At 64.7% G+C, this 737-nt stretch carries 1 protein-coding gene; it reads left to right on the top strand.

The window, feature by feature from the left end; translation table 11 throughout:
* The coding region (vgrG, locus tag NDJ82_RS27385; RefSeq protein WP_250926666.1) for a type VI secretion system tip protein VgrG at positions 1-737 on the top strand (737 nt) is incomplete at both ends.

Here is a 737-nt window from a genome sequence, read left to right as displayed (position 1 = left end):
GCCTGCTGGCCGAAGTGGGCATCTGGTACCGCTTCAGCAGCGACGAGCGCCTGGGCATCGATGTGGTCGAGTTCTGCGACGACCAACGCTTGTACCAGTTCAACGTCGAGCTCCCATACCGCCCGCAGTCGGGCCTCGGCAGCACTGCCCAGGACGGCGTGTGGAACCTGCAATCGAACCACCAGGTGGTCGAGCAACAGGTGCACGTTCGCGCCTACCACCACCGCGAAGCCCACGCGCACCTGAGCGGCGAGATTGACCAGACTCGCGGCGCCAAAACCACCTACGGCGAGGCCTACCACTACGCCGAACCCTACACAGCGCTCGGCGACCGGCTGGATCAGGACGAAGACCTGCTCAGCGAAAGCGGCCACTTCTACGCACGCCTGCGCCACGAGCGCTACCTCAACGAGCAGACCCACCTCGCCGGCATCACCAGCAGCGCCACCCTGGCCCCAGGCCAGGTGCTCAACGTCACCGACGGCGCCCCACAGGCCTTCAAACCTGGGGCAGTCATCACCGGCCTGACCACCGTCGCCGCCCGTGACAGCAGCTTCATCGCCACCTTCGAGGCCATCCCTTATTCGCAAAGCGTGTGCTTTCGCCCAGAACTCAAGAACAAACCCCTGATCGCCGGCACTATCCCCGCGCGCGTAACCAGCAACCAGGCCAACGATGCCTACGCCCATATCGACCTGGAGGGGCGCTACCGAGTGAACTTCCTGTTTGACCGCGAC

The organism is Pseudomonas sp. SR18, from assembly GCF_023701505.1.
Taxonomy (GTDB): domain Bacteria; phylum Pseudomonadota; class Gammaproteobacteria; order Pseudomonadales; family Pseudomonadaceae; genus Aquipseudomonas; species Aquipseudomonas cyclaminis.
Note: the sequence above shows the minus strand (reverse complement) of the source record. Positions and strands in the feature narration are given on the sequence as shown.